The sequence below is a fragment of the Sinorhizobium meliloti genome (assembly GCF_017876815.1).
Classification (GTDB): Bacteria; Pseudomonadota; Alphaproteobacteria; order Rhizobiales; family Rhizobiaceae; genus Sinorhizobium; species Sinorhizobium meliloti.
On sequence record NZ_JAGIOS010000001.1, the window covers coordinates 1,954,919 to 1,976,759 of the forward strand.

Annotated in this window: 19 protein-coding genes; 14 read left to right on the forward strand and 5 right to left on the reverse strand. The window is 63.3% G+C overall.

What is annotated here, in order from left to right; all coding sequences use genetic code 11:
- Positions 1-87: 87 nt before the first annotated feature.
- The 6 genes from JOH52_RS09110 (at position 88) to JOH52_RS09135 (ending at position 8,154) form a co-directional block, all read left to right on the forward strand.
- Complete coding sequence (locus JOH52_RS09110) at positions 88-669, forward strand: 5-formyltetrahydrofolate cyclo-ligase (protein ID WP_013844840.1); 582 nt, start codon at positions 88-90, stop codon at positions 667-669.
- A gap of 109 nt (positions 670-778) precedes the next feature.
- Positions 779-1,603, forward strand: coding sequence for a TIGR00282 family metallophosphoesterase (locus tag JOH52_RS09115; protein ID WP_013844839.1), 825 nt, complete (start codon positions 779-781; stop codon positions 1,601-1,603).
- Between the two features lie 351 nt (positions 1,604-1,954).
- Positions 1,955-3,112: an efflux RND transporter periplasmic adaptor subunit gene (locus tag JOH52_RS09120; protein ID WP_010970174.1), complete on the forward strand. Its 1,158-nt coding sequence runs from the start codon at positions 1,955-1,957 to the stop codon at positions 3,110-3,112.
- Complete coding sequence (locus JOH52_RS09125; protein WP_010970173.1) at positions 3,109-6,285, forward strand: efflux RND transporter permease subunit; 3,177 nt, start codon at positions 3,109-3,111, stop codon at positions 6,283-6,285. The genes JOH52_RS09120 and JOH52_RS09125 overlap by 4 nt, the downstream gene beginning before the upstream one ends.
- 172 nt (positions 6,286-6,457) lie before the next feature.
- Entirely contained in the window at positions 6,458-7,291 is an 834-nt protein-coding gene (locus JOH52_RS09130; protein ID WP_010970172.1) for an MBL fold metallo-hydrolase, read from the forward strand.
- Positions 7,292-7,407: 116 nt separating this feature from the next.
- A complete protein-coding gene (locus JOH52_RS09135) occupies positions 7,408-8,154 on the forward strand; it encodes a YebC/PmpR family DNA-binding transcriptional regulator (RefSeq protein ID WP_010970171.1) in 747 nt (248 codons plus the stop codon).
- A gap of 183 nt (positions 8,155-8,337) precedes the next feature.
- Here JOH52_RS09135 and JOH52_RS09140 read toward each other — a convergent pair whose 3' ends face one another.
- Positions 8,338-9,327, reverse strand: coding sequence for an LLM class flavin-dependent oxidoreductase (locus JOH52_RS09140; RefSeq protein WP_010970170.1), 990 nt, complete (start codon positions 9,325-9,327; stop codon positions 8,338-8,340).
- A gap of 168 nt (positions 9,328-9,495) precedes the next feature.
- On the opposite strand from JOH52_RS09140, the gene ruvC reads away from it, so the two are divergent.
- The 4 genes from ruvC to JOH52_RS09160 all read left to right on the forward strand — a co-directional run bounded on the left by ruvC (position 9,496) and on the right by JOH52_RS09160 (position 12,816).
- Positions 9,496-10,008, forward strand: coding sequence for a crossover junction endodeoxyribonuclease RuvC (gene ruvC, locus JOH52_RS09145; RefSeq protein WP_003535966.1), 513 nt, complete (start codon positions 9,496-9,498; stop codon positions 10,006-10,008).
- 74 nt (positions 10,009-10,082) lie between these two features.
- Positions 10,083-10,700 carry a Holliday junction branch migration protein RuvA gene (ruvA, locus tag JOH52_RS09150; protein WP_010970169.1) on the forward strand — a complete coding sequence of 206 codons (618 nt, stop codon included), beginning with the start codon at positions 10,083-10,085 and terminating at the stop codon, positions 10,698-10,700.
- A 171-nt stretch (positions 10,701-10,871) separates the two neighbouring features.
- On the forward strand, positions 10,872-11,912 hold the full coding sequence (gene ruvB / locus JOH52_RS09155) for a Holliday junction branch migration DNA helicase RuvB (RefSeq protein WP_003535962.1): 1,041 nt from the start codon (positions 10,872-10,874) through the stop codon (positions 11,910-11,912).
- 1 nt (position 11,913) lies between these two features.
- The gene (locus JOH52_RS09160) at positions 11,914-12,816 is read left to right on the forward strand and encodes a metallophosphoesterase (RefSeq protein WP_010970168.1); all 903 of its coding nucleotides are present in this window, start codon (positions 11,914-11,916) and stop codon (positions 12,814-12,816) included.
- A 139-nt stretch (positions 12,817-12,955) separates the two neighbouring features.
- On the opposite strand, the gene JOH52_RS09165 is transcribed toward JOH52_RS09160, so the two are convergent.
- Genes JOH52_RS09165 through JOH52_RS09175 form a run of 3 tightly spaced genes read right to left on the reverse strand, consistent with a single transcriptional unit; the run spans position 12,956 to position 15,971 of the window.
- On the reverse strand, positions 12,956-13,882 hold the full coding sequence (locus tag JOH52_RS09165; protein WP_014529894.1) for an NAD-dependent epimerase/dehydratase family protein: 927 nt from the start codon (positions 13,880-13,882) through the stop codon (positions 12,956-12,958).
- On the reverse strand, positions 13,879-14,754 hold the full coding sequence (locus JOH52_RS09170) for a glycosyltransferase (RefSeq protein WP_010970166.1): 876 nt from the start codon (positions 14,752-14,754) through the stop codon (positions 13,879-13,881). Before JOH52_RS09170 ends, JOH52_RS09165 begins: the two co-directional genes overlap by 4 nt.
- The gene (locus JOH52_RS09175) at positions 14,751-15,971 is read right to left on the reverse strand and encodes an NAD-dependent epimerase/dehydratase family protein (RefSeq protein ID WP_014529893.1); all 1,221 of its coding nucleotides are present in this window, start codon (positions 15,969-15,971) and stop codon (positions 14,751-14,753) included. Before JOH52_RS09175 ends, JOH52_RS09170 begins: the two co-directional genes overlap by 4 nt.
- A gap of 127 nt (positions 15,972-16,098) precedes the next feature.
- Between JOH52_RS09175 and ybgC the strand changes: the two genes are divergently transcribed.
- Positions 16,099-16,554, forward strand: a complete 456-nt coding sequence (ybgC, locus tag JOH52_RS09180; RefSeq protein ID WP_014529892.1) for a tol-pal system-associated acyl-CoA thioesterase — start codon at positions 16,099-16,101, stop codon at positions 16,552-16,554.
- Positions 16,555-16,563: 9 nt separating this feature from the next.
- Here ybgC and ligD read toward each other — a convergent pair whose 3' ends face one another.
- A complete protein-coding gene (ligD, locus tag JOH52_RS09185) occupies positions 16,564-19,161 on the reverse strand; it encodes a DNA ligase D (RefSeq protein ID WP_010970164.1) in 2,598 nt (865 codons plus the stop codon).
- A gap of 349 nt (positions 19,162-19,510) precedes the next feature.
- On the opposite strand from ligD, the gene tolQ reads away from it, so the two are divergent.
- From tolQ to JOH52_RS09200, 3 genes are read left to right on the forward strand one after another with little or no spacing between them, the layout of a single operon-like run.
- On the forward strand, positions 19,511-20,230 hold the full coding sequence (gene tolQ / locus JOH52_RS09190; protein WP_003527594.1) for a protein TolQ: 720 nt from the start codon (positions 19,511-19,513) through the stop codon (positions 20,228-20,230).
- A 27-nt stretch (positions 20,231-20,257) separates the two neighbouring features.
- Positions 20,258-20,710 (forward strand): protein TolR, encoded by a 453-nt coding sequence (tolR, locus tag JOH52_RS09195; RefSeq protein WP_003527592.1) that lies wholly within the window; start codon positions 20,258-20,260, stop codon positions 20,708-20,710.
- Between the two features lie 8 nt (positions 20,711-20,718).
- Positions 20,719-21,789 carry a hypothetical protein gene (locus tag JOH52_RS09200; RefSeq protein WP_003527590.1) on the forward strand — a complete coding sequence of 357 codons (1,071 nt, stop codon included), beginning with the start codon at positions 20,719-20,721 and terminating at the stop codon, positions 21,787-21,789.
- The last annotated feature ends 52 nt before the right edge of the window (positions 21,790-21,841 follow it).

Here is a 21,841-nt window from a genome sequence, read left to right on the forward strand (position 1 = left end):
ATGGTTCCAGCCGGAGGCCGTTTTGCGCTATGGCAGGGGCATTCCGATCATGTAAAAGCGGTTCGGTCTGCCCGGAAGGAAGGTTCGATGTCACCCAGGGATTTGAAGGCAGCGTTGAGGAAGGAGCGGCTGGCGCTCCGCGATGCGATGCCGGCGGAAGTGCGGATCGAGGCGAGCCTTGCCATGGCCGATCATGCCGGCGACATTATCGCGCTCGATCCGGGACATGTCGTCTCGGGCTTCTGGCCGATCCGTTCGGAGGCCGACGTCCGGCCGCTGATGGTGCGGCTCAGGGATCGCGGTGCGCGCCTCTGCCTGCCGGTGATCCTGGACAGCAAGGACATCGTTTTCCGGGAACTGCTCGACGGCATCGCAGTCGTCGAAACCGGTTTCGGCACCACCGGTCCCGGCCCCGATGCGCCGGAAGTCGATCCGGACATCATGCTCGTACCGCTTTCGGCCTTCGATGCCGTGGGCCATCGGATCGGCTACGGCGCCGGCTATTATGATCGGGCGATCGAGCGGCTGCGTCGCAAAGGCCACATGCCGCGCCTGATCGGGATTGCATTCGACTGCCAGGAAGTGGCATCAGTGCCGGCTGAACCGCACGACGTGGCGCTGGACGCCGTATTGACGGAGAGCGGTTTTCGGCATTTCAGAGCGGGATGAGGATATTTTGCGCGGATTCCGCCACATCCTGTTCTAAATTCATGGAACCGACCACGTGCACGATTTGGTGTCGATCCAAATTGCCTTGGTCCAAGCGGGATTGACCGGCATGCGACTTCTGTTTCTGGGGGATATGGTGGGCAAGACGGGCCGCATGGCCGTCTGGGAGCGCCTCCCGGGACTCGTGAGCGATCTCAAGCTCGACTTCGTCATCGTCAATGGCGAGAACGCAGCCGGCGGGTTCGGCATCACCGAAGACATCTTTCTCGAGACGATCAGCGCCGGCGCCGATGTAGTGACCACCGGCAATCACGTCTGGGATCAGAAGGAGGCGGTGGTCTTCTGCGAGCGGCACGATCAGTTCCTGCGGCCGGCAAACTATCCTGCGGGGACGCCGGGTCGCGGTTCCAATCTTTTCTTCGCGCGAAACGGCGCACGCGTTCTGGTTGCCAATGTCATGGGGCGGGTCTTCATGCATCCCGAGCTCGACGATCCCTTCAAGACGGCCGAGGCGATCCTTGACGCCTGCCCGCTCGGCGAGCAGGCCGATGCAGTCGTCTTCGATTTTCACGCGGAGGCGACGAGCGAGAAGCAATGCTTCGGCCACTTCGTCGACGGGCGTGCCAGCCTGGTGGTCGGCACGCACACCCATGTGCCGACGGCGGACCATCAGATACTCAACGGTGGCACCGGCTATATGAGCGATGCCGGCATGTGCGGCGACTACGACTCGTCCTTGGGGATGGACAAGGAAGAGCCGCTCAACCGGTTCATCTCGAAGATGCCCAAGGGCCGCTTCGAAGCGGCATCCGGCCCGGCGACCATCTGCGGCGTCGGGATCGAGATTTCGGACCGGACGGGATTGGCGGAGAAGATCGCGCCGCTCAGGATCGGCCCGCGTCTGGCCGAGACGATCCCGCAATTCTGGGTTTGAGCGGCAGAGCTTCTGTTTCTCCACCTGCAATCCTGCCGCGCCCTGCCTCTGCCGAATTGCCTTTTTTCAAGGGTGACAGACCTGTCAAATGGTGGCAGGTTAGCGACCAAATGAGAGCCGCAATCCACGCGGCCGCTATTCGCAAGTTTCCATGCCCAATAGTTGAAGCGGGATGCGGGCGGAGGCGCCCATACCTTCCCTCGTCCCGTCTTAGTGCAACCGAGCCCTATAGCGCCGCACGTCTGTCGGACGCTTAAAGGTCGCTATAGCGCCCCGGTATTGGAATGTCGCCGCGCCAATTGCAGACCCCGGTGCCGGCGATCTGATGTTCAGGTAATTTGGAGAGCGTGCATGTTGCGAAAGTGGCGTCTGCCGGCCATCGCCGGCGTATTCGTCTCCCTTCTCGTTTCGGCACCGGCGGTCGCGCAGGACGCGCAAATGCCGACGGTGACCGTTGCCAAGCCGGTCGTGCGCGACGTCATCGACGCCGACGAATTCATCGGCCGCTTCGAGGCGGTCGACGAGGTTTCGATCCGCGCGCGGGTCGGGGGCTATCTCGATCAGGTCTTCTTCACCGACGGTGCCATGGTGAAGAAGGGCGACAAGCTCTTCGTCATCGACCAGCGGCCGTTCCGCACCGCTCTTTCCCAGGCGGAAGCCTCGCTCGAGGCAGCGCGATCGACGCTCGTCTTCGCGGAGACCACGTTCAAGCGAACGGAATCGCTCGCCGGAACCGGCACGCTCTCCGTGTCCAGGCTCGACGACGACCGCCGGGCGCTGCTCTCGGCACAGGCGAATGTACGCGGCGCCGAGGCGGCGGTTGAGCGGGCCAGGCTCGATCTCGATTACACCACCATCACCGCGCCGCTGAGCGGCCGCGTCGACCGGCGGCTCATCTCCCCGGGCAATCTCGTCCAGGCGGACCAGACGGTACTGACGACGATCGTCTCGCTCGATCCGATCGATTTCTATTTCGATGTCGACGAGCGCCGGCTGCTTTCCTATGCGCGGACGGCGCGGGAACGCGGCAGCGCGCTGCAGGAAGGGGCCGGCTCCATCCCGGTGCTCGTCACGATCGCCGACGCCAACGAGCCGCCTTTCGAAGGCAAGCTCGATTTCGCCGAGAACCGGGTCGACAACGAGACCGGCACGATGCGGGTGCGCGCCCGCTTTGCGAACCCCAAATTCGTCCTGCAGCCCGGCCTGTTCGGGCGTGTGGAAGTCGAAGGCTCGAATACCTATCGAGCGGTTCTCGTCCCTGACGAGGCAATCGCTGCCGACCAGAACGAACGCATCGTCTACGTGGTCGGCGAGGATGGCAGCGTCGCCACCAAACCGGTCCGTCTTGGCCCGAGGCTCCACGGTTACAGGGTCATCCGCAGCGGCTTGACGGGGGACGAGACAGTCGTCGTCAACGGCCTCATGCGCGTCCGGCCGGGGGTGAAGGTCAAGCCCGAACTCGTCGTCCTGCCCCCCGAGGCCGCGCAATCGGCGGAGAATGCCCAATGAGGTTCGCGCATTTCTTTGTCGACAGACCGATCTTCGCATCGGTGCTATCGATCGTTCTGCTGATCGTCGGCAGCATCGCCTATTTTCAGCTTCCGGTGGCGCAGTATCCGGAGATCGCACCGCCAACCATCGTCGTGCGCGCCTCCTATCCGGGCGCGGATGCGGAGACCGTCGCCAATACCGTTGCTACCCCGCTCGAGCAGGAGATCAACGGCGTGGAGAACATGCTCTACATGTCCTCCTATGCCACCGCTGACGGTTCGATGGCGCTGACGATCACCTTCAAGCTCGGGACCGATCTCGATCAGGCACAGGTGCTGGTGCAGAATCGTGTTTCGATCGCCGAGCCCCGGCTTCCCGAGGAAGTCCGGCGCATCGGCGTCACCACGACGAAGAGCTCGCCGGATCTGATGATGGTCGTTCATCTGCTTTCGCCGAACGACCGCTACGACCAGCTTTATGTTTCCAACTACGCCCGCACGCGCATCCGCGACATATTGGTCCGGCTGGACGGAGTCGGCGACGTTCTTCTTTTCGGCGAGCGTGAATATGCGCTGCGCATCTGGCTCGACCCGCAGAAGCTCTCCGCCTACGGCATGACCGCAGGCGATGTCGTTTCCGCGCTGCGCGAGCAGAACGTCCAGGTCTCGGGCGGCTCCATCGGTGGTCCGCCGATGTCGAGCGACAGCGCCTTTCAGTATACGGTGACCACCGACGGCCGCTTCAGCGACGCTCGTCAGTTCCGCTACGTCATCGTCAAAGCGACCGAAGAAGGCAGGCTCGTCCAGTTGCAGGACGTCGCCCGCATCGAGCTCGGTGCGCGCGAATACGTGACCAACAGCTATCTCAACGGCAGCCCCGCCGTCGCGCTCGGCATCTTCTCCCGCCCCGGCAGCAATGCGCTCGCTGCGGCCGATGCGATCCAGGCGACGATGACCGAACTTTCGCGAGATTTTCCCGAAGGACTCGAATACAGGATCATCTACAATCCGACGGAATTCATCTCGGAATCCATCGACGAGGTCTACAAGACCATTGCGGAAGCCGCGCTTCTCGTCGCCCTGGTCGTGATCGTGTTCCTGCAGTCGTGGCGCACGGCGATCATTCCCATCGTCGCCATCCCCGTTTCGCTCGTCGGCACATTCGCGCTTCTCTATGCCTTCGGTTTTTCGCTGAACATGCTGACGCTTTTCGGTCTGGTCCTCGCGATCGGCATCGTGGTCGACGACGCGATCGTCGTTGTCGAGAACGTCGAGCGCAACCTCGCGCGCGGGATGACGCCGCGCGAGGCGGCGCATGTGACGATGGACGAGGTGGGCGCCGCGGTTATCGCGATCTCGCTCGTCCTGACGGCTGTGTTCGTGCCGACCGCGTTCATTCCCGGTATTGCCGGGCAGTTCTACCTGCAATTCGCGGTGACGATCGCAGTCGCGACGGTGATCTCCGCGGTCAATTCCCTGACGCTCTCGCCGGCGCTTGCCGCAATCCTGTTGCGGCCGCACGAGAACCACGACCATGAGAGCCGCAATCCCCTGACGCGGCTCGGCCGCGGGTTTGCCAACGGCTTCAACCGCGGCTTCGACCGCATGGCCGATGGCTATGCATGGACGGTGCGCCACCTCGTCAGGACGCGGATCGCGCTGGCCGGGGCGCTCCTCGTCTTCGTCGCCCTGCTCGGAGCCACCTGGTACATGGCGCAGGTCGTGCCCCGCGGCTTCATACCCACGATGGACCAGGGCTATGCCATCGTCGTCATTCAGCTTCCGGACGGCGCCTCTCTCGAGCGCACCGATAAGGTCGTCCGGCGGGCCTCGGAGATGATCCGCGAGGTACCCGGCGTCAAGGATGCAGTCGCCTTTGCCGGTTTCAACGGCGCGACCTTCACCAATGCATCCAATTCCGGCGTGATCTTCACGCCCTTCGACAGCTTCGAGGAACGCCTCGAGCAAAAGCAGAGTGCTGAACAGATCATCGGCCAGATCTTCGGTGCCATGCAAGGCATTCAGGAGGCTTTCATCATCGCCGTTCCGCCACCCTCCGTGCGAGGCATCGGCAATTCGGGCGGCTTCAAGATGCAGATCATGGACCGGCAGAGCGCCGACATGCGCCGCGCGCTCGGGCTCGCCTATCAGATGATGGGAGCGGCCAACCAGACGGAGGGGCTGACCGGCGTCTTCACCACATTCACGGCCTCCAGCCCGCAATTCTTCCTGGCGATCGACCGCGACAAGGCGCGGGCCCTGAACGTCCCGATCCCCAATATCTTCGAGACGCTCTCGATCAATCTGGGGACGTCCTACGTCAACGATTTCAACGCCTTCGGCCGCGTCTATCAGGTCCGCGCCCAGGCCGACCAGCAATTCCGGCTGGAGCGGGAGGACATACTCGCGCTCAAGGTACGCTCCGCCTCGGGCGCCCTGGTGCCGCTCGGAACGCTCGTCGAAATCCGCGATACGAGCGGACCGGCGCTCGTCCAGCGCTACAACATGTATGTTTCGGTCCCCGTTCAGGGCAATCCCGCGCCGGGCGTCTCGACGGGCAGCGCCCTCGACAAGATGGAAGCGCTTGCAGGTCAGATCCTGCCGCAGGGCACGACCTTCGAATGGACGGAACTCGCTTTGCAGGAGCGCCAGACCGGCAACACTGCGGTCTTCATCTTCGCTCTTTCGGTGGTCTTCGTCTTCCTGGCGCTCTCGGCGCAATATGAAAGCTGGGTGCTGCCGCTGGCCATCATCCTGATCGTGCCGCTTGCCGTCCTCGCGGCACTTCTCGGCGTTTCGATCCGGGGCTTCGACAACAATGTGCTGACCCAGATCGGGCTCATCGTCCTTATCGGTCTTGCCGCCAAGAACGCGATCCTCATCGTGGAATTCGCCCGCCAGGGCGAGGAGGAGGGCAAGACGCCGATCGAGGCGGCGATCGATGCGAGCCGGCTCAGGCTGCGGCCGATCCTGATGACCGCTTTCGCCTTCATTCTCGGCGTCGTGCCACTGGTCATCGCCACGGGGCCCGGCGCCGAAATGCGCCAGTCTCTCGGTACCGCGGTCTTTGCCGGCATGCTCGGGGTCACCTTCCTCGGCCTGTTCCTGACGCCGGTCTTCTACGTGGCCCTGCGCTCCCTGCGCCGCAAGCCCGCACCGGCGGCTGTGCCGGCGCCGGCGCCGGGAGAGTGAGGAGACCAGGTGCATCGGCAATGACGTAATTGTGAGCGGTTGTCCGTCGTTAGACGCTGGACGCGATCATGACCTTGAATGATCCTGCCTGCCGCCCGGCATGAGCGGCAACGCGGGATGCGGGCGGAATGAGAGAGCAAGTTTTTCATCCCGCATATGTGAGAGGTGAAGGATGCTGCTGCGATACCTTGCCTACACCCTGACCGTCATCTGGCTCATCCATGCGCTCTGGCCGACACCGGCTCACGCGCAGCAGGCGAAAGCCCATGTGAGCCAATGCCAGGCGATCGCGGCAGCCACGCCGGCGGCGACGTTCGCCAGCTTCTCGGCCGCCGATGCCACTCCGGTGGCGTCGGCCGACACGAGCGAGGTGACGATCACCTTTCTCGGCCATTCGACCTTCCTGATCGAAACGCCGGGCGGGGTTTCGATCGCCACGGACTACAACGGCTGGTTCCGGACCCCATCGCCGCCTACGGTGGTGACGATGAACAGGGCCCATTCCAGCCACTACACCCTGGCGCCTGATCCGGCGATCGCGCATGTCCTGCATGGCTGGGGCGACAATGGCGAGCCGGCGGATCATGACCTCGTCGTCGGCGACGCCTATATCCGCAATGTGACGACGGATATCCGTTCAGGCTTCGAGGGCATGGAACGGGACGGCAATTCGATCTTCATTTTCGAGATTGCCGGGCTCTGTATCGGCCATCTCGGCCATCTGCACCACGAGCTCGACGAAAGCCATTACCGGCAGATCGGCCGGCTCGACGTGCTCATGGTGCCGGTGGACGGCGGGCTGACGATGGGCGCGGAGAGCATGAGCCGTGTCGTCTCGCGGCTGCGCTCGGCGCTGATCCTGCCGATGCACAGGCCGATGACCAACGACTTTCTGGCGATGTTCGGCGATGACTTCGACAAGCGCTTCGCCACGGAGCCTTCCGTGAAGGTGTCGCTGCGTTCCCTGCCGAGCAGACCGCTCATCTATGTCCTGCAGGGCGTTTGAGGACCGCTGCAGCGCATTTCCCGCCTCCTGAAAACACGACGCGACTGCTGGACTGGACGCGGCAATGAAACTATAAGGCGCCCGATCTCACCAAAATCACGCATGCAGAGGGCGTCATGGCTGGCCATTCACAGTTCAAGAACATCATGCACCGCAAGGGCCGTCAGGATGCGGTGCGCTCCAAAATGTTTTCCAAGCTCGCGCGCGAAATCACCGTCGCAGCAAAAACCGGTCTTCCCGACCCGACGATGAATCCGCGTCTGCGTCTGGCGATCCAGAACGCCAAGGCGCAGTCGATGCCGAAGGACAATATCGAGCGCGCGGTCAAGAAGGCTGCGGGCGGCGATGCCGAGAATTACGAAGAAGTCCGCTACGAGGGCTACGGCCCGGGCGGCGTCGCGGTCATCGTCGAGGCGCTGACGGACAACCGCAACCGCACCGCCTCCAACGTACGATCCACCTTCACCAAGGCGGGCGGAGCGCTCGGCGAAACCGGTTCGGTTTCCTTCTCCTTCGATCGCGTCGGTGAAATCACCTACAAGCTTTCCGCCGGCGACGCCGACAAGGTCATGGAAGCCGCGATCGAAGCGGGTGCCGACGACGTCGAGACGGATGAGGAAGGCCACACGATCACCTGCGGTTTCGAGGATATCGGCGAGGTGTCGAAGGCCCTCGAAGGCGCGCTCGGCGAGGCGGAGACCGTGAAGGCGGTCTGGAAGCCGCAGAATACCGTGCCGGTCGACGAGGAAAAGGCACAGTCGCTGATGAAGCTCATCGACAATCTCGAAGACGACGACGATGTCCAGAACGTCTACTCGAACTTCGAGGTTTCCGACGAGGTCCTGGCGAAGCTTTCGGCCTGAGGAGAGGAAGGGTACCCCCCTCTGGCCTGCCGGCCATCTCCCCCGCAAGGGGGGAGATCGGCAAGCGGCGATGTTCCACTCAATTCAATTAGGCAGCGTGCACGCACTGCGTTCACCGTCGGGCAGGACGGGAGATGCCCGGCAGGGCAGAGGGGGCGTATCGGGCCGGTTGGATCAGAGCACTCAACCCGTTCTTCGGACCCCGCCGAAAAGCTTCACCGAACGCAACCGCGCTTCCATGTCGAAGATCGGCATTGAGACGATCAGCTCGTCCGCCCTGGTGAGATCCACAAATGCCTCGATCTTTCGGCGGATCGTCTCGGGGCCGCCGACCACCGCGTAGCTCATTGCGTGGTCGACGAAAATCTTCTCGTCCTGGCTCCAGAGGCCGTCCATCGATTTGACCGGCGGCGGGAAGCGCCCGCGCGCATTGCGGCGAAGCGCGACGAAGGATTGCTGCATGGAGGTGAAGAGGTGGTTCGCCTCCTCGTCCGTGTCCGCTGCGACGCCCATGACGCCCACCATGACATGCGGCTTGTCGAGCTGTGGCGACGGGGTGAAGCGCTCGCGGTATATTTCGAGCGCGGAAAGCAGCATGTCCGGCGCGAAATGCGAGGCGAAGGCGAAGGGAAGGCCGAGCATGCCGGCGAGATGGGCGCTGAAATGGCTCGAACCGAGCAGCCAGATCGGCACGTTCGAATCCGCGCCCGGAACGGCGATGATCTTCTGGTCTTCGGTCGCCGGGCCGAGCAGCGCCTGCAGTTCCACGACATCGTTGGGGAAATTGTTGGCGCTCGCCTCCATGTTGCGGCGGAGCGCCTGCGCCGTTCTCATGTCCGTGCCGGGCGCGCGGCCGAGGCCGAGATCGATGCGGCCGGGGTAAAGCGCCGCAAGCGTGCCGAATTGCTCGGCGATGACGAGCGGTGAATGGTTGGGCAGCATGATGCCACCTGAGCCGACGCGGATCGTCCGCGTGGCCGAAGCCACATGCGAAATCACGAGAGACGTCGCGGCGCTGGCAATGCCCTTCATGCCATGGTGTTCGGCCAGCCAGAAGCGCTGATAGCCATTCTCCTCCGCCGCGATTGCCAGCCGCTGCGAATTTTCGAGCGACTCTGCGATGCTGCCCCCTTCGGTGATCGGCGACAGGTCGAGAATGGAAAAGGGGATCATGGCGAGGCTTTCAATTAAGAGAAATTGATCTTCCGCAATGTAGGTTCAAGTTTCCTTACGCCAAGGGTGCCCCGGCGCTTTTAGGCAGCACGCCACCATTTCTGTGCAATGTTTTTGTTTTGTTCACTTTTTGCTGGCAGCGTCCCGCCGACCGAAATAGGGTGAAGCATGCAGAATACGATTCGCATCATCGGCATCGATCCGGGCTTGAGGCGCACCGGCTGGGGGGTCATCGAAACGCTCGGCAATTCGCTGCGTTTCGTCGCTTCCGGCACCGTCACTTCCGATGGCGAGTTGGATCTTGCCTCCCGCCTCTGCCAGTTGCATGACGGGCTTGCCGAGGTGGTGCACGGCTACCAGCCGCACGAGGCCGCTGTCGAACAGACCTTCGTCAACAAAGATGCGACCGCCACGCTGAAGCTCGGCCAGGCGCGCGGCATCGCCATGCTGGTGCCGGCCCGGGCGGGCTTGAGGGTCGCGGAATATGCGCCGAACGCCGTCAAGAAAGCCGTGATCGGCGTCGGCCACGGCGAAAAGCAGCAGATACATATGATGTTGAAAGTCCTGATGCCCAAGGCCGAGTTCAAAGGCAACGATGCCGCCGACGCGCTCGCCATCGCCATCTGCCACGCCCATAACAGGCAGGCAGTCACGAGCCGCCTTGCGGCGCTTGCGGGGTAGGTCGTGCGAATGAATATGACGGCAAGCGATGCGCCCTCTGGCCGGCAGGTCAAAGGGCGTTGGAGGGCAACCGGATGATTGGCAAGCTCAAGGGCACGATAGACGAGATCGGCGAGGATCACGTGGTTCTCGACGTGCATGGGGTCGGGTATGTCGCCCATTGCTCCGCGCGCACGCTCGGAAAGCTCGGAAGCGCTGGAGAGGCGGCCGTACTCTTCATCGAGACCTATGTGCGCGAGGATCAGCTGAAGCTGTTCGGGTTCCTGAGCGCGTTGGAGCGCGAATGGTTCCGCCTGCTTCAGAGCGTTCAGGGTGTGGGATCCAAGGTGGCGCTGGCGGTGCTCTCCACGCTGACCCCCGGGGAACTCGCCAATGCCATCGCCTTGCAGGACAAGACGTCGATCTCGCGCGCGCCGGGCGTGGGTCCGAAAGTTGCCGTGCGCATCGTCACCGAACTCAAGAACAAGGCTCCGGCCTTCTCCGGCGAGATGGCACCATCGATCGGCCTCAAGCAGGAGCTCGGCGAAGGCGTTGCCGCAGCGCCGGTTGCGGACGCGGTCTCGGCGCTCACCAATCTCGGCTATTCGCGAGACCAGGCGGCCAACGCCGTTGCGGCTGCGCTGAAAAACGGCGGGGAGGGCGGCGACAGCGCCAAGCTGATCCGCCTCGGCTTGAAGGAACTGTCGCGGTGAGGAAGCGGCGAGCCTTCCTGCGGCCACAAAAGCATTGGAGTAGAGGGACGCTGGCCGTTCTCGCTGGATTGATCCGGGCGCCCCAATTATGGTTGAGCGCGGCAGCGGCGGTGACCGGCCTCAACACCGGCACCCCTATGGCCGCGGACAGCCCGAAACGGAAGCAATGACATGAGCGAAGCCGCACGTCTGATCGCGCCGGAAAAGCGAGGCGAAGACCTCGATGCGACCATGCGCCCGCAGACGCTCGACGAGTTCACCGGCCAGGCTGAAGCCCGCGCCAATCTGAAGATCTTCATCGAGGCGGCGCGCAATCGCGGCGAAGCGCTCGACCACGTGCTCTTCGTCGGCCCGCCCGGGCTCGGCAAGACGACGCTGGCGCAGATCATGGCAAAGGAGCTCGGCGTCAATTTTCGCTCGACTTCCGGCCCGGTGATCGCCAAGGCCGGTGACCTTGCGGCGCTGCTCACCAATCTCGAAGAGCGCGACGTGCTCTTCATCGATGAAATCCACCGCCTCAATCCGGCCGTCGAGGAAATCCTCTATCCGGCCATGGAGGATTTCCAGCTCGACCTCATCATCGGCGAGGGGCCGGCGGCCCGTTCGGTGAAGATCGATCTCGCAAAGTTCACCCTCGTGGCGGCGACGACGCGCCTCGGACTGCTGACGACGCCGCTGCGCGATCGCTTCGGCATCCCCGTGCGGCTCAATTTCTATACGGTCGAGGAGTTGGAGCTGATCGTCCGGCGTGGCGCGCGGCTGATGGGTCTCGGCATGACCGACGAAGGCGCGCGCGAGATTGCCCGCCGGGCGCGCGGAACGCCCCGCATCGCCGGCCGCCTCCTGCGCCGGGTGCGCGACTTCGCCGAGGTCGCACGGGCGGAGGCCGTGACGCTAAAGATTGCCGACGAGGCGCTGACCCGGCTGCTCGTCGACAGCATGGGTCTCGACCAGCTCGACCGGCGCTATCTGACGATGATCGCCCAGAATTTCGGCGGCGGGCCGGTGGGGATCGAGACGATCGCCGCCGGGCTTTCCGAGCCGCGCGACGCGATCGAAGACATCATCGAGCCCTATCTGATCCAGCAGGGCTTCATCCAGCGCACGCCGCGTGGCCGCGTGCTCACGGCGAATGCTTGGAAGCATCTCGGCCTCAATCCGCCACGGGATGTCGAGGCAAGCCAATTCCGGCTGACGCTCGAGGACGACTGAAATGATCACCCGGCGGGGCTTCATGAAGGTCCTCGGCGGTGGATTGGTGAGCGCCGTGGCCCTGGGCAGCTACGCCTTCGGCATCGAACCGCTTGCGCGTCTGAGGGTGGCCCGCTACGCCCTGACACCACCCGGCTGGAGCCCCGGCCTGAAGCTCCGCCTGGTCGCGCTCGCGGATGTTCATGCCTGCGAACCCTGGATGTCTGCGCGCCGCATCGCATCCATATGCGAGCGCGCCAACGACCTCGGCGGCGACGTGACGGTCCTTCTCGGCGACTACGCTTCCGGCATGAATCTCGTGACGCGCTATGTCCATTCGAGCGAGTGGTCGAAGGCGCTTGCCACGCTCAGGGCACCCCTCGGCGTCCATGCGATCATGGGAAATCATGATTGGTGGGAAGACAGGACCGCCCAGAAGAGCGGCGGCGGCGATACCTTCGGCCATCGGGCATTGGCCGGCGTCGGCATTCAGGTGTACGGCAATCGCGCGGTCCGCCTTGAGAAGAGCGGCTTCCCCTTCTGGCTCGCAGGGCTCGAGGACCAGCTTGCGCTCCTGCCGGGACGGAAATGGAAACGCGCGTGGATGGGCGGACTCGACGATCTCGATGGCACGCTTGCACAGGTGACGGACGAGGCGCCTGTGATACTGCTCGCGCACGAGCCGGATATTTTTCCGAAGGTGCCCTCGCGGGTGGCATTGACACTATCCGGTCACACGCATGGCGGACAGGTGCGCTTTGCCGGCCATTCGCCCGTCGTGCCATCGCGTTTCGGCGACCGGTACGCCTATGGTCATATTGTCGAGGGAGATCGCAACCTCATCGTCTCGGGCGGCCTTGGCTGCTCCATCGCACCGATCCGTTTCGGCGTGCCGCCGGAAATTGTGGTCGTCGATCTCGGATGACCGGAATTGCCCCTCATCCGGCTGCCGCCACCTTCTCCCCGCATGCGGGGAGAAGGGACTCGCGGTTTCGTCATTGCAACCAATATCGGCCGCGCATTCGCAGGGGGCATGTCCCCTCTCCCCGCTCGCGGGGAGAGGGTTAGGGTGAGGGGCGAAATCTTGGTTCAACGGTCACAGCTTGCACGGCAAGCTCCCGGATCGTCGCAGCCAGTCTTTCCCTTCCGCCCGGCACCCAGCCGAGCGCGCGCAGCTTCTCCGTCGACATCGTCTTGAATGCTGCCGCTTCCGCTGCCGGCGGCAGAGGGTGCGGGCAGCCGGTTGCAGCCTGGAGAAAGGAGAGGATCTCGCGGTTGTCGGTCAGCACGTCGGAGACGTTGAACACCTGACCGGATATTCTCGCCGGTTCGGTTTCGAGCATGAGGCGGACGGCCTGGGCGACATCGTCGCCGTGGACTTCCGTGCCGATGCGCCTTGGCACCGGTCGGCCGGCAATGTAATCGGAAAAGAGATCGCTCCACTTGTGTTTTCGTCCCGAGCCCGCGGGGCCGTAGACACCGGTGACGCGCAGGCTCGTCGTGACGAAACTGTGGTCGGTCATCGATTTCAAGGCGTTCTCGGTGGCGAGCTTTACCTGTCCGTAGAACGTGTCCGGCTCGACAGGTGACGTCTCAGCGACAATCGGCGGCGCCGTCTCGCCATAGACGGCGCGGCTCGACAGGAAAACGCAGCGCCGTACGCCGGCGGCGCGCGCTTCCTCGAAAAGGCGAACGGAGCCGTCGAGATTGGCGCGGCGGAAACTCGTGGGATCGTCACCCTCGCCTCCGCGATATCTGCCCTCGACATGCTCGAAAGCCGCATGGACGAAATAATAGATATCGTCGAAGGCGCCGGCCTGGTCCGCATCCGCATCGAGACGGAGCGGCACATGGGACACGGGTTGCGAATAAAAGCCGGCAGGCGGCGGAGAGCGCCCACCGACCGTGACCTCATAGCCGTTTGCCAGCAGGTGCTCGATGATGAAGCGGCCGACGAATCCGGTGCCGCCGGAGACGAGAACGCGGGTCATGGCGACGTGAGGCCGGCTTGCGGATTGGGAAGACCGGCAATATCGGGAATCTGCTCGCCGGTCAGAAAAGCGTGCCAGAGATCGATCAGCGGGCGCAGCGCATCCGCGCGCGGATGATCCTTCTCCCACGGCTTTTCGTACTGGTAATGGAGCACCCCGATCGAGCGCCAGTCCCAAAGCTCAGGCAGGTTGAACCACACATATTGCAGCATGTTCATCGTCACCGGCAGGCCATGCCAATCGGGGAAGAAGCTTTGCAGAAAGGTCTGGTCCGTGCGCGGCCAGAAGGCGTCCGGCGCATCGAGGGCCGCGAGCATCTTCTCGAAGGTCGCGACTGCCGGCTCGGCGACGAAGACGCCGGAGTTCAGGCGGTGGAAGTCCGCGAGACTCTCATAGACGTTCGGCGCTGCGGCAAATTCCGGATAGAGGAACAGCTTGTCGATGTTGCGCAACACGATCGCGTCGGCATCGATGAAGATGCAGCGTTCGTATTCGACGAGTTGCCACAGCCTTATCTTGCAGAAATTGTCGAGCGGCGAATGGAAATCGGGCTTGCGTCCTTTTGTGAAGGGTGCCTGCTCATGCACGTTGCGGCGCTGATGCCGGGCGTTGAATTCGTCCGAAAGCGGCAGCAGGTCGGTTTGGATCAGGCGGCAGTCGAATTCGGTCAGCGGCTCGAGGGAGGCGGCATCCACCCCGCCGGTATGGAGCACGACGATATCTGCGGGCGTCCGGGTGAGACGGATCGATCTGAGCAGGGCCCGCGCACCGAGCGCGTAGTCGCTGTTGGTGACGAGCGTCACGAAAGCGTGGCGCGCAGTCACCGTGGAGGAGGGACTGAGCCCCTCCGGACTGGCGAAGACGCGGCTCATGAAACCGATTTCAGCCGCTTGCCCTCCGGATCGTGGTTGATCAAGGGGGCGATGTCCTTCGTCCAGGCGGAAACCGCCGGCACGCGCGAGCGATCGACGCGATAGGCGAATTTCTTCGCCACGTCGACGATCTCCGAAAGCAGCCCGTCTTCGAGGCGAACCGGATTGAGGCCGAGCGCGAGGAATTTCTCGTTCCGCACCACGAGTTCGTTCTCGGCCGCTTCCTTGCGCGGATTGGGCAGCCAGGCGATTTTCGCGCCGGTCATGCGTGCGACCATCTCGGCGAGATCGCGGATGCGATGCGTTTCCGTCATCTGGTTGAATATCTCGACGCGGCTGCCGCGCGCCGGCGGGTTCCTGAGCGCGAGCTCGGTGCAGCGCACCGAGTCCTGAATATGGATGAAGGCGCGCGTCTGGCCGCCGGTTCCGTGAACCGTCAGCGGATAGTCGATTGCTGCCTGGATCAGGAAACGATTGAGGACGGTTCCGTAATCCCCGTCATAGTCGAAGCGGTTGATGAGCTGCGGATGACGCCGCGTCTGCTCCGTATGCGTGCCCCAGACGATGCCCTGATGCAGATCGGTGATCCTGAGGCCGTCATTCTTCGCATAGAACTGGAAGAGCAGCTGATCCAGGCACTTGGTCATGTGATAGACGGAGCCCGGATTGGAAGGATAGAGGATTTCCTGGTTCACCGTCTCTTCGCCCATGGTCTCGATGCCGACGGGCAGGTAGCCTTCAGGGATCGCCGCCCCGATCGTGGAATAGCCGTAAACGCCCATCGTACCGAGATGCACGAGATGGGCATCGAGTTCGAGTTCGACCAGTGCGTTCAGGAGATTGTGGGTCGCGTTGACGTTGTTGTTGACCGTGTAGTTCTTGTGCCTGTCGCTCTTCATCGAATAGGGGGCGGCCCGCTGCTCGGCGAAGTGGACGACCGCATCGGGCCGATGCTCCGCCAGCCAGTTCTTCAGGAGTTCGTAGTCGCGGGCGAGATCGATCAGATTGAAGTGAATACGCCGGCCGGTTTCCGCGTGCCAGATGCGCGTGCGCTCCTGGATGGAATCCATCGGCGTCAGGGATTGAACGCCGAGTTCCGTGTCGATCCAGCGGCGGGAGAGATTGTCGAGGATGTGAACCTCGTGGCCCGCATCGGACAAATGCAGGGCGGTGGGCCAGCCGACGAAACCATCACCGCCGAGGACTGCAATCTTCATGCACGATTCTCCTGCTCGGGAAGAGGACAGGGTCCTGATAGGATAGGATTGTGACAAAGCTGCAGTGCTTGCAAATGTCTTTTTGTTCCTGCACAGGAAAACGCAATAAATCCTCCCGGAGAATGCCATGTCACTGATTTCGCTTGCCGGCGAGCTGACCGAGACCGGCCACCGACTGATCCAGCGGGTCTATTACGAGGACACCGATTTTTCCGGCGTCGTCTACCATGCGCGCTATCTGCATTTCATGGAGCGCGCCCGGACCGACTATCTGCGGCTTCTCGGCGTCGAGCAGGCGTCGCTGGCGATCGAAGGCGACGTGGAAGGCCTCGTCTTCGTCGTCCACCGTATGGAAATCGACTTCAAGGCGCCGGCGCGCATGGACGACGTCCTGACTATCGAGACCGCGACCGAAAAGGCCGGCGGCGCAAAAATGATCCTGCAGCAGCAGATCAGGCGCGGCGACGCGCTGCTGATCGCGGCCAAGGTAATCATTGCGGTCGTCAACGGTCAGGGACGGCCACGGCGTCTGCCGGAGGCACTGGCAACGAAATTCCTGGCTGCGCAAGCGGCTTCCGCGTGAGCGGCCGGCTCATTCGACCGAGTTCAATATCTTCTTCGTCAGCGACTGACTGATCTTGCCGATCTCCCGCCACGGATCGGTCCCGGCTTCGATCCGCTCGATAATGTCCGGAATCTGAAACCCGTTGGCGGCTTCGAGGCCTTGGAGTTCGTCCCAGCCGACCGGTGTGGCGACCGGTCCGCCGGAGCGCGCGCGGGTGGAATAGGGCGCGATCGCCGTGGCGCCGCGATCGTTTCTCAGCCAGTCTATGAAAATCTTTCCCTTGCGCTTCGCCTTCGACATGGTGGCGACGAAATTGTCCGGATCGCGCTCGGCGATAGATCGCGCGAGCGCTTTCGCGAAGCCTTTGGCCTCCTCCCATTCGGCATGGGGGCGGAGCGGAACGATGACGTGGACGCCCTTGCCGCCGGTCACCATGGGCACTGTTTTCAGGCCGATCTCGGCGAGTTCGTCGCGGAGCCTGAGGGCTGCCGCCTTGACTGTCTCGAAGTCGACGCTCGGATCGGGGTCGAGATCGAAGACCAGACGGTCGGGTTTCTCCAGCCGGTCGATGCTTGAACCCCAGATGTGAAACTCGAGCGTCCCCATCTGCACGGCGGCGACGAGGCCCTTGGCATCGTGGATGTACATATAGTTCTCGGTGTCGCCCGATGACTCGGTAATCGGCACTTCCCGGATCGCCTCGGGAAAGCCGTCGCTTGCGTGTTTCTGGAAGAAACAGTGCCGCTCGCCGCCCTGCGGGCAGCGCACCAGCGAAACGGGGTGATCGGCGGCAAAGGGGAGCATCCTCTCGGCGACAACGGCGTAATAGCGGGCGAGATCGATCTTGGTGATGCCCTGGCCTTCGAAGAGCACCCGGTCCGGATGGGAGATGCGGATGCCGAGGACATCGGCGTCTCCCTGCACAGGCGGGGTCTTGCGCGTCCTGGCGGAAGATTTGCTCTTGGCGGTCTCCGGCTCCGCTTCTGCCGGCTTCGGTGTCTCCAGTTTCACGGCCCTGGCCTCCTTGTCCTCGCGCAATCCCTCGAATGAACCGTGACGGACATGTCCGTCGGCCGTGAATTCGGCGAAATCCACCTCCGCCACCAGGTCCGGCTCAAGCCATACCGAATTTCGCATTCTCTCTCGCGGCACGCTGTCGAAGGGCGACGTATCGCGCTTGCGCTTTGCGAAGGCCGCGGCGAGGTCCTCCATTGTCTTTCCGCTGAAACCGGTGCCGACGCCGCCACGGTAGATCAGCTTCCCGCCTTCGAAGGTCCCGACGAGCAGCGAGGCGAAGGCACGCCCCTTCTTTGAAGACGGGGTATAGCCACCGATCACGAACTCCTGGCGCTTCGTGCATTTCACCTTGAGCCAGCTTCGGCTGCGCCCGCTGCGATAGGGGGCATCGGCCTCCTTGGCGATTATACCCTCCTGGCCGGCCTTGCATATCGCGGAAAGCACGTGCTCGCCATTGCCGCGGACATGCTCGCTGAATTGTACGGTAGAGGTGGCGCCGAGCGTTTGGAGCAGCGCTTCGAGCCGTTCCTTGCGTTCCACGAGCGGCTTCCGGCTCAGATCCTTGCCGTCGAGCTCGATGAGATCGAAAGCGTAAAGCCGTGTGCTGGCCCCCGTTCTAAGCGCCTTCTGCAGGGCCGAGAAGGTCGATCCGCCTTCCGAAAGCGCCACCACTTCGCCATCGATCAGAGCGGACTGGCAGTCGAGTTCGGCAAGGGCGGCGGCAATTGCCGGGAACTTCTCGGTCCAGTCGAGGCCGTTGCGCGTGTAGCAGCGCACGGTGCCGGCACCGACGGCGCAGACAAGACGGTAGCCGTCGAACTTGGCTTCGTTCAGCCATGCGTCGCCGGCGGGCACCTTGGTCACCAGAGTCGCCAGCTGCGGTGCCTTGAAGGCGGGCAGCTTGCCGGAGGCTTTTCGCGTCGCGCGCTTGCCTGCATTGCCGTTTTCGGCGATCGCGCCGGCCTTGAGATTGGCCGAGATGCTTTTGTTGGAATGCCAGACCCGCGCCCGCTTCTCGCCCCTGCCTTCGGCGATCTCCTCCATCGTCCGGCCGGTAACGATGCTGGTGATGTTCTCGTTGATCAGGCTCTCGCCGTCATCGGAGGCGACATCGTCCGTTTCCTTGACGAGCAGCCAGTTCTCGCGCTTTTCGCCTTCGCGTGGCCGCATGCGCACCAGCGCCCAGCCGCCCTTCATTCGGCTGCCATGCAGCTTGAAGGAGAGCTTGCCCTTCTTCAGGGCTTTCGACGGGTCATCCTCCGGCTCCCACCAGCCGGTATCCCAGAGCATCACGGTACCGCCGCCATACTCTCCCTTCGGTATCGTTCCTTCGAAGTCGCCATAGGCAAGCGGGTGGTCTTCGGTACGCACGGCCAGGCGCTTGTCTTCGGGGTTGAGGCTCGGGCCGCGTGTGACCGCCCAGCTCTTCAGCACGCCCTCCCATTCCAGGCGGAAGTCGTAATGCAGGCGGGTCGCAGCGTGCTTCTGAACCAGGAACCGCATCCTGTTGTCCCCGCTGCGCCGAGCGACCGCTCCCTTGGGTTCGCTCGTCCGCGTGAAATCGCGGCGCCGGTTATATTCGGAAAGCGGTTCATTGCGAGCGGCCATGGATCGTCAGCCCGATTTCGGCTGGAAGGCTATATGTTTCGGGGACCAGGGGCTCATGGCACCGAAACGTGCGACCTGCTGCGAAGTTCCGTATTGCGCAAGCTCACTCGAACTGCGCGCGCGGTAATACTCCCTTAACCATAATGGTGTCTTAATCCGTGTATCAGGATTTGTGCAGTGCACGTCATCCTTTGACCAAAATTGACGGCAAGAAGGCAGGCTGAAGCGAGTAGATCGCAATGCCGCGATCGGTGGCAATACCGGGGCATTCCTGCTGCAGGACATTTGGGCGACCCGGTCACGAGCATGAGTTGCTCTGCCGGGTGTTTGGATTCGGGGACTGAAATCGATGGAACAGGTTGGATTGGCCGCGACGAGCGACGTGACCCTCTGGTCGCTCTTCATGCAAGCGGGCTTGGTCGTGAAGCTGGTCATGCTGGGGCTCATCGCCGCCTCGGTCTGGACCTGGGCTATCGTCGTCGACAAGAGCCTGAATTACGGGCGTGTCCGCCGGCAGCTCGATAATTTCGAGCAGGTATTCTGGTCGGGTCAGTCGCTGGAGGAGCTCTATCGGACCCTCTCGGACAGGCAGACGAGCGGAATGGGCGCGATCTTCGTTTCGGCCATGCGCGAATGGAAGAAAAGCTTTGAGCGCGGCGCGCGCGCGCCGATCGGCCTGCAGATGCGGATCGACCGCGCGATGGACGTGACGCTCGCCCGTGAATCCGAAGCGCTCGAGGCAAGGCTCGGCTCGCTGGCGACGATCGGCTCGGCTGCCCCCTTCATCGGCCTTTTCGGCACCGTCGTCGGTATCATGACCTCGTTCCAGGCCATCGCCGGTTCCAAGTCCACCAACCTCGCCGTCGTTGCTCCCGGTATCGCCGAAGCGCTGCTTGCGACCGCCATCGGTCTGCTCGCCGCCATTCCTGCCGTTATCGCCTACAACAAGTTCACCGCCGATGCCGGCAAGCTGACGGCACGCATGGAAGCCTTTGCCGACGAGTTCTCCGCCATCCTGTCGCGACAGATCGACGAGAAGCTGCAGCCTTCTCGCCAAGCCGCGCAATAACGACCTCAAAGCACGGAGACCACGCTGATGGGTATGGCAGTTGGCGGAGCCAAGGGGTCGGGCGGCGGGCGCCGCCGCCGCGGCGGCAGAAGAAGCGCGATCAGCGAGATCAACGTCACGCCGCTCGTCGACGTCATGCTGGTTCTCCTCATCATCTTCATGGTGGCTGCGCCGATGATGACGGTCGGCGTGCCGATCGATCTGCCGGAAACGCAGGCGAAGGCCATGAACGCCGATACGCAGCCGATCACCGTCTCGGTCAACCCGGCGGGCGAGATCTTCCTGCAGGAGACGCCGATAGCGATCGACGAGGTCGTCCCGAAGCTCGAGGCGATCGCCACGACCGGCTACAATGAGCGCATCTATGTGCGCGGCGACACCAATGCCGACTACGGCACCGTGATGAAGGTGATGGCACGCATCTCCGCGGCAGGCTTCAAGAACCTGGGTCTCGTAACGCTTCAAGAACAAGAGAAGTGATCGTCCGAATGAAGGGCAGTATCGCTACATCTGCTGTCCTCCACGCCCTGGTCCTGACCTGGGCGCTGGTGTCGCTTGGCAGCCCGGCCGATTTCGAGGTCGCGGACGTCGAGGCGCTGCCGGTCGACATCGTGCCGGTCGAGTCGATCACGCAGATCCAGCAGGGCGACAAGAAGGCTCCGGCCAAGGAAAAGGCATCGCCCGTTCCGACCAAGAAGCCGACGCCCGTCGAGAACGCCGAGAATGTCGGCGAGAACGACGTCGACCTGAAGACGCCGCCCACGCCCAATGTCAAGCCGGTCGAGAACGAGTCGGCCGCAGCGCCGCAGAAGACCGAAAAGGCCCCGCCGACGCCCGATCCCGTGAAGGAAGAGATCGAAAAGGTCGAAGAGACCAAGCCGGCCGCCGAGCCCGCGACGGAAGTGGCGGCACTCCCCGAGCCCAAGCAGGAAGTAAAGCCGGATACGAAGCCGGAACCGGCACCGGCGGAAGAGCAGCCCGCGGAAAATCCCGAGGCCGAGGCTCTGCCGGACAGGGTGCCGACGCCGCAGGTGAAGCCCAAGGTCGAAAAGCCCGCGCAGACGGCCAAGACGCCAGAGCGCAAGAAGGAAGAGGTCAAGAAGGAGCAGAAGAAGGCGTCCTCCCAGAAGGAGAGCGACTTCAATGCCGACGAGATCGCGGCGCTGCTCAACAAGCAGGAATCCTCCGGCGGCGGCGCCAAGCGCTCGACCGAGGAGGCGGCCCTCGGCGGCAAGAAGACGACGAGCGGCAACACGCTTTCGCAGAGTGAAATGGACGCGCTTCGCGGCCAGATCCAGAACAACTGGTCGATCATTCCCGGAATGGCCGACGCGGCGGATGTCCGCATCAAGGTGACGATGCGGCTCGACCCGAACGGCGACCTGATCGGCGAACCGGAAGTGGAAGCCAGCGGCGGCTCGGATGCGGCGCGGCGGGCACTCATGGGTGGTGCACGCCGGGCCATCCTGAAGTCCGTTCCCTTCAAGGGGCTGCCGGCCGACAAATACGATTCGTGGAGCGAGGTCGTCGTCAACTTCGACCCGAGCTCGATGCTCTAGACAGGTTGGGCCGGTTGTGGGCGGAATATTGCGCCTCATCCTGCTCGGAACA